Annotated in this window: 7 protein-coding genes and 1 pseudogene; 3 read left to right on the top strand and 5 right to left on the bottom strand. The window is 45.2% G+C overall.

Annotated features, from left to right (window positions below):
• Positions 1–218, top strand: a 218-nt coding sequence (locus ACK5MF_RS13510; RefSeq protein ID WP_416921516.1) for a hypothetical protein, incomplete at its 5' end; no start/stop codon positions are given.
• Positions 219–331: 113 nt separating this feature from the next.
• Here the strand turns inward: ACK5MF_RS13510 and hemN are convergent.
• From hemN to ACK5MF_RS13485, 5 genes are all read right to left on the bottom strand, one after another.
• Positions 332–1,720 carry an oxygen-independent coproporphyrinogen III oxidase gene (gene hemN, locus ACK5MF_RS13505; protein WP_416923061.1) on the bottom strand — a complete coding sequence of 463 codons (1,389 nt, stop codon included), beginning with the start codon at positions 1,718–1,720 and terminating at the stop codon, positions 332–334.
• A gap of 171 nt (positions 1,721–1,891) precedes the next feature.
• Entirely contained in the window at positions 1,892–2,380 is a 489-nt protein-coding gene (locus tag ACK5MF_RS13500; RefSeq protein ID WP_416923059.1) for a DUF2489 domain-containing protein, read from the bottom strand.
• Positions 2,381–2,389: 9 nt separating this feature from the next.
• Positions 2,390–3,001 carry a Der GTPase-activating protein YihI gene (gene yihI, locus ACK5MF_RS13495; RefSeq protein ID WP_416923057.1) on the bottom strand — a complete coding sequence of 204 codons (612 nt, stop codon included), beginning with the start codon at positions 2,999–3,001 and terminating at the stop codon, positions 2,390–2,392.
• The gene (locus ACK5MF_RS13490) at positions 3,001–3,654 is read right to left on the bottom strand and encodes a class I SAM-dependent methyltransferase (protein ID WP_416923055.1); all 654 of its coding nucleotides are present in this window, start codon (positions 3,652–3,654) and stop codon (positions 3,001–3,003) included. The genes yihI and ACK5MF_RS13490 overlap by 1 nt, the downstream gene beginning before the upstream one ends.
• A gap of 231 nt (positions 3,655–3,885) precedes the next feature.
• Positions 3,886–4,503 (bottom strand): c-type cytochrome, encoded by a 618-nt coding sequence (locus tag ACK5MF_RS13485; RefSeq protein ID WP_416923053.1) that lies wholly within the window; start codon positions 4,501–4,503, stop codon positions 3,886–3,888.
• A 135-nt stretch (positions 4,504–4,638) separates the two neighbouring features.
• On the opposite strand from ACK5MF_RS13485, the gene yihA reads away from it, so the two are divergent.
• The gene (gene yihA, locus ACK5MF_RS13480) at positions 4,639–5,316 is read left to right on the top strand and encodes a ribosome biogenesis GTP-binding protein YihA/YsxC (protein WP_416923051.1); all 678 of its coding nucleotides are present in this window, start codon (positions 4,639–4,641) and stop codon (positions 5,314–5,316) included.
• Positions 5,317–5,424: 108 nt separating this feature from the next.
• Positions 5,425–5,625: pseudogene (locus tag ACK5MF_RS13475) on the top strand (helix-turn-helix domain-containing protein); the annotation flags it as partial.

Genomic DNA, 5,625 nt, shown 5'->3' with positions numbered 1-5,625 from the left:
GCTTTAAACTTGGATTTAAAGTCGTTCTTTATGATTACACGGCCATCTGTCGAACTAAAAATCTTCAGTCACTCCCCGCGCGTTTAAAAGATTTAACCGAGTCATTACGGGAGTTTATTATGCCAAAGCAAGACCGCCCAAATTATGAACGGGCGGTCAAGATAAAACCTATCAAATTCCCGTTGAAGAGCTCACGAAAAAAGAAAGAGAACTCTTAAACGAACAGCATTGTGCCTTCGCAGGAATGACGAGAGAATGCAGGAACGACAAAAGTGTTCAGTAATGCCAAGGCGGTTGGCATTACTATAAAAACAACATTACTATAAAAACACTAAATCACACGTGAGAATTGCTGCTGACGAGCTCGTTCACGCAAGTACTTATCGAAACACATACAGATATTACGGATCAGCAGACGACCACGTAGCGTGACTTCGATGGTTTGGTCATCCACCACCACTAATTGGTCGTCAATAAAGGTCTGTAGCAGGGCTAAATCATGCTTAAAGTATTGATGGAAACGCACGCCAAACTGCTGCTCAATTCTGCGTTTATCCAGCTTGAAATTACAGATCAGTTGCTTGATCACTTCACGACGCACTAAGTCGTCGCTATCAAGGCTAACGCCTTTCCACAAAGCGTGGCGCATTTCATTCACTTGTTGGTAGTATTTTTTCAGCTCTTTTTGGTTCTGCGCATACGAGTCACCAATCATCGAGATCGCCGACACACCAAAGCCGACCAAATCACATTCACCTTGGGTGGTATAGCCCTGGAAATTGCGATGCAGCACACCATTACGCTGAGCAATCGCCAGCTCGTCATCTGGTAGTGCAAAGTGGTCCATGCCGATAAATTGATAGCCCGCATCAGTCAAGGTTGAAATGGAATACTGAAGAATCGCCATTTTCTCATCGGCTGACGGCAAATCAGCGTCTTTAATTTTACGCTGAGCAGCAAACAGTTGCGGCATGTGTGCGTAGTTAAATACCGACAAGCGCCCCGGTTTCATCTCCAGCACTTTTTCTAGTGTCTGGCTAAAGGTGGCTAATGTTTGCTTAGGCAAACCATAGATCAGATCGAGATTGGTGGAACGGAAACCCAATGTTTTCGCTCGTTCAACCATCTGCACGATGAACTCTTCATCTTGTTCACGATTCACTAACGCTTGAACGTCTTTATTGAAGTCTTGCACACCGATACTGAGACGGTTGAAACCTTCGCTGCGCAAATGGTCAAGCACACTCAGTTCTATCTCACGCGGGTCAATTTCGATACTGATTTCAGCATCACCATCAAACAAGAATTCGCTGCGTAGTAGCGTCATCAAGCGGGTAATTTGCTTGTTGGTGAGAAATGTTGGCGTACCGCCACCAAAATGCAGTTGCGTTACGCGACGACCTTGTAGCAATGACGCGCGTTGTTGAATTTCGTGCGCAAGGATATCCAGATACTCATCCGCTTTATGCGAATGACGGGTAATCACCTTATTACAGCCGCAGTAGTAGCAAAGCTTGTGGCAGAACGGGATGTGCACGTAAAGCGACAGTGGTCGCTCCGGGTACTGTGCACAAGCCCTATCGTAATCGGCAATGGTAAAAGCTTCATGAAACTCTACCGCCGTAGGATAAGACGTGTAGCGAGGCCCAGAGTAGTTGTACTTGTCTAAAACAGCCTGATCCCACACGATCTGCTGACTCGGTACGACTTGCGACGACATAGTGACTCTTTCCGTTGTTTATGGTTTATTGACTCAATTTAGTCTGTTGACCTGTTCTGAATAGCTGCATTTTGCCACACGACATCAACAGCGTCGGGCAGCAAAATACAATTTAGCAACAAAATGTTCGAATCTGCTAGCCCGATCACTTACTGGCAGATGAACTATTCGTCACACCATTTGAATGGCAATTTGATTATTCAGCCGCTGAACGCGCTTTTTCAGTGCTTGAAGTTCTTCGATAATGGTGTCATTCAAACGACTTTCCGCTTTCTGACGAGTAAGATTGTGTTTCATGCGCTCTTGCTTAGCCATACTCTGACGCGCTTCGCCACGAGGCATGTCTTTAACAATATGATAAAGCTCCGAAATCGCCGGATACTCTAACTCGAAGTCCACACGCTCTTCACCCTGCACGTAATCCATAATGTTGTAAAGACGAATACTGATTTCTGACAGATCGCACTGCCCTTGTATGCCTGCCATACACAGGATGTTGACGCTTTCAAAGATGTTGGCGTTGCGTTTTTCAATTGCCAGAGACTGGTGTTGCTGCTGCAACGTTTTTTGCTTTTTCAGTTGCAGCAACAGGTAACCAGCATAAGAGGCTAGGCCCAAAATGATCGCAGCGCCGACTATTGCTAATAGGGTTACGTTCATTGGCAATCCTTACCCTTTGTACTCGTTCATGTCCATGTTTTCGAACTCAGACAAGTAATCATCATCGGTTTTTGGCTGACGCTTGGTCGCTTTCGCCGCAGGTTGTTTACTAGCAGACAGTTTACTAGCAGACAGTTTACTAGCAGAAAGATGCTCGTCTTCGTCTTGCTCATCTTCAACTTCAAGATCTTCTTCATAGATGCCAAGTTGCTTCATCAAAATTTCAATGCGATCCAGTTTCTCATCGACATATTTCTGTAGACCAGCGCCGAGCTTCTCGCCATTGTCGATACGATCAAGCAACACGTTTAACTGCGCATCGTTTTCCAGCATTTCCAGCTCTTTCTCAGCCGAAACACGACGCTCTTGTTTGCTTGGTTTCTTCGCATCAACAATCAAAGGGATCTTTTTCTTGCTGCCTAAACGTGGGTCACGAGCTTGCGCCGCTGCACGTTCCGCTTTTTGTTTACCTTCAGAGTGGCGAGTGCCGCTTTTCAGTCCTTTGTGTTTCTTCGCTTTCTTGCGTTCACGACCTTCAACATCGTCACTCTTACGGTTATGTTTACGGGCGAAAACGAGATCGCCGTTAATACCTGTGGTCGTTTTCTTTTCTCTAGACATTACTGGGGTTTCCTCAGCAAAATTACATCGTTGCCTATAAATTCAAGTTCGAGCTTATCTCGCTCAGCCAAAAACTGGAATGTGGTGCGACTAAAGAAGATCACATGCGTGAGGTCATTCTTGTAGTGCCAACTGGCAAAAGCGTCTTTGTCTTTTACCATTTTGGTCATCAGACCAATCCAGCCTCCGGGTTTAACCAAATTTAACCATTGCTGCCACACCGCATCGGGGTGATGCAGATGTTCAATCACTTCTGTGGCAGTCATAAAATCGTATTTCGTCTGTAGCGCCTGCTCATTGGGATAAAAGAAGATATCGTACAACGCCACATTGTGACCCGCTTCTTCTAACATCAAACTGAGGGTTGGCCCGGGTCCACAGCCAAAATCTAACCCTTTCGATTCTGGAGCCAGTCTTTCAAGCATAGGATCAGATACACGAGATAAAAAGCGACGATAGCCTGCGTCGTTTGGATCGTTTTCGTGTAAGTCATAAAATGCTTTTTCACGCTCAGCCGTTAAGCGCTGCTGCGGGTTAACAAATACCAACTGACATGTCTGACATTGCAGATACTCACGGTGCTTATCTGCAAAATACCCATCGGTTTTATCACCATGGCATAAAGGGCAGTAACATAGAGAACAGTTGTGCATTTCGGCATCCTTTAACGGGGGATGCGAAACATACCAGAAAGTGGCGTCAGAGTGGAGTGCAGACGAACAATTTTTCAACAATTTCGTTAAAAAAAGCGAAAACGTTAGTTGAGAAAAAAGCGATAGGTATTCTGGATCTAACAAATAAAATCTCCTAGCCGCAAAATGCAACAACCCCGAAGTGCAGACTTCGGGGTTATGACCACATTGCTCGAACTTGGCTAGGCCTTGTTAGTGCAGACCACCAACATATTTAGACAAAGTGTCGATGTCAGCATCAGTTAACTTTTTAGCAACATCACGCATCATGGCATTCATATCATTAGCACGAGAATCATCGCGGAATTTCAGCAACTGCGCTTTGACGTAATCCGCATGCTGACCAGAAATTTTCGGGAACCCTGAAAGTTCTGTGCCGTTACCACGCGGTCCGTGACATGCAGTACAAGCGGTCAGTCCACGAGATGCGTCACCCGCTGTGTACAATACCTTACCCGTGCTTACGACATCTTCAGGTGTAGAATTAGAAGAGATAGGGAGTGAAGCGAAGTAAGCCGCTAAGTCAGACATGTCTTCGTCGCTAAGTGGCATCGCCATAGCGCTCATTACAGGGTCGTAACGACCTTGTTTACCAGCACTACTCGTACCAAGTTTGAGATCGTGAAGTTGCTTCTCAATATACTGAGCGTGTTGACCTGCAAGTTTAGGGTAGGTTGTAATTAGACTGTTGCCATCAGCACCGTGACAGGCAACACACGTTTCGGATTTTGCTTTGCCAGCTTCTATGCTGCCTTGGGCCCATACGGAGCAGCTGGCTAAAAGACTCAATATTAGCGCTAATTTATTCATGACATTCCATTTATAATAATCAAGCTTCCAGTACCACTGTGGTACAATTGGCGACCTTATGCCGAGCACGGTTATTTTACACAATTTCACAAAAAAGTAATCAATCGACTACACAAAGTCGCGATGGAGTTAACAGTGAGCGTAAAAATTCATTATCAAAACACGCATTTCATTACCAGTGCACCAGACATTCGCCATCTTCCCGCTGACGAAGGTATCGAAATTGCGTTTGCAGGACGCTCAAACGCTGGCAAGTCCAGTTCTCTCAATCGATTAACCAATCAGAAAAACTTGGCAAAAACCAGTAAAACCCCAGGACGAACTCAATTAATTAACTTGTTTAAAGTGACCGAAGGTTGCCACATTGTTGACTTACCCGGATACGGTTTCGCCCAGGTTCCGCTCGAGATGAAGAAGAAGTGGCAACAATCGTTGGGTGAGTACTTACAAAAGCGCCAATGTCTGAAAGGTTTGGTGGTTTTGATGGACATTCGTCACCCGATGAAAGATCTCGACCAACAACTGATCGTGTGGGCGGTAGAATGTGCTATTCCAGTTCAGGTGCTGCTGACGAAGGCCGACAAACTGAAAAGCGGTGCGCGTAAAGCACAAATTCTGAAAATCCGTAATGATGCGAAAGAATTTGGCGGTGATGTGAGTGTTGATGGTTTCTCATCATTAAGCGGCACTGGTGTTGATATTTTGCGCGCTAAACTCGATTCGTGGTTTGCACCAGCACTTGCAGAACAAGGGTTAGAAGAAGTGCTTGAACAAGAAGCCACTGAACAAGAGCCGCAACAAGATTCGCAATAAGGAAAAGCTCCTCGAACTCTAATGCCAATCAGTTAAGATAATCCTCGTTCCCATGCTATGAAGTGACCCCCAATAGTTGGACAACCAATTATTGGGGGTCTTTTATTTATGTCCAAATACAGTCGCGAGTTAAAGTTCAAAGTAGCTAAAAAGTATCTTGATGGCTCCACTCCTCGAGAGCTCGCTGAAAAATATTCTGTCCCAACAAAACATGTTCGTTATTGGGCTCATGTTTTCACTATGCATGGTTCAAATTCATTTTTAATTGATGGCCATTCTCTTAGTGCGGAAGCTAAGCTGGAAGCGTTG

This window comes from Vibrio sp. (genome assembly GCF_047973365.1).
Classification (GTDB): domain Bacteria; phylum Pseudomonadota; class Gammaproteobacteria; order Enterobacterales; family Vibrionaceae; genus Vibrio.
Note: the sequence above shows the minus strand (reverse complement) of the source record. Positions and strands in the feature narration are given on the sequence as shown.

What these genes read in the sequence shown, in the direction of transcription:
- hemN (WP_416923061.1), bottom strand. Translation starts at nt 1,720, where the DNA reads ATGTCGTCGCAAGTCGTACCGAGTCAGCAGATCGTGTGGGATCAGGCT.
- ACK5MF_RS13500 (WP_416923059.1), bottom strand. Translation starts at nt 2,380, where the DNA reads ATGAACGTAACCCTATTAGCAATAGTCGGCGCTGCGATCATTTTGGGC.
- yihI (WP_416923057.1), bottom strand. Translation starts at nt 3,001, where the DNA reads ATGTCTAGAGAAAAGAAAACGACCACAGGTATTAACGGCGATCTCGTT.
- ACK5MF_RS13490 (WP_416923055.1), bottom strand. Translation starts at nt 3,654, where the DNA reads ATGCACAACTGTTCTCTATGTTACTGCCCTTTATGCCATGGTGATAAA.
- ACK5MF_RS13485 (WP_416923053.1), bottom strand. Translation starts at nt 4,503, where the DNA reads ATGAATAAATTAGCGCTAATATTGAGTCTTTTAGCCAGCTGCTCCGTA.